A 230-nucleotide genomic window follows, 5' to 3' on the forward strand; every position below is an offset into this window, starting at 1 on the left:
GGCGCATAGCTTGTGCGTGGAGGCCTCGCGGGTGATCCGCCAGCGTTACCCACAGGCGGACGTGATGGTGCACGCCGACCCGGTATGAGGTAAACACCCATGCCCCACCGATTACGCAATCCCTTGTAGGCGCGGGTTCATCGCGAAAGGGCCGGGGCTGCTGGCCAATTTCCACCTGCCGATCACCGTTGCCGCCGCTACCGTATTCGCGGGTAAACCCGCTCCTACAC

The 230-nt window shown here is 63.9% G+C and carries 1 protein-coding gene; it reads left to right on the plus strand.

The window, feature by feature from the left end:
- The coding region (locus FQ664_RS28395; protein ID WP_474707167.1) for a cation transporter dimerization domain-containing protein at positions 1–88 on the plus strand (88 nt) is incomplete at its 5' end.
- Positions 89–230: the final 142 nt, after the last annotated feature.

Source organism: Pseudomonas persica, from assembly GCF_900291015.1.
In the GTDB taxonomy this organism is placed as follows: Bacteria; Pseudomonadota; Gammaproteobacteria; order Pseudomonadales; family Pseudomonadaceae; genus Aquipseudomonas.